Genomic DNA, 232 nt, shown 5'->3' on the forward strand with positions numbered 1-232 from the left:
ATCGCGACCTTGCCTTCCTTGCCGCGTGTCCGTAACGCTCTATAAAAATCACGCAGGCGGGGCTCGTGACGCGCCGAGGACATCGCCGCCATGTACAGCGCTTGCCGGATGTCGGCACGGCCTCCGCCGATCTCTCGTTTCCCACGCATCTTGCCGCTGTCGCGCGATAGCGGGGCAACCCCCACCAATCGGGAGATCTGCTTTCCGTTGAGCGTCCCAAGCTCCGGCAACC

General features: G+C 63.8%; 1 protein-coding gene. It reads right to left on the reverse strand.

What is annotated here, in order from left to right; genetic code table 11:
- On the reverse strand, positions 1-232 hold a 232-nt coding region (locus tag OZ10_RS20260), incomplete at both ends, for a transposase (protein ID WP_139051385.1).

The sequence above is a fragment of the Xanthomonas cannabis pv. cannabis genome (assembly GCF_000802365.1).
GTDB classification, from domain to species: domain Bacteria; phylum Pseudomonadota; class Gammaproteobacteria; order Xanthomonadales; family Xanthomonadaceae; genus Xanthomonas; species Xanthomonas cannabis.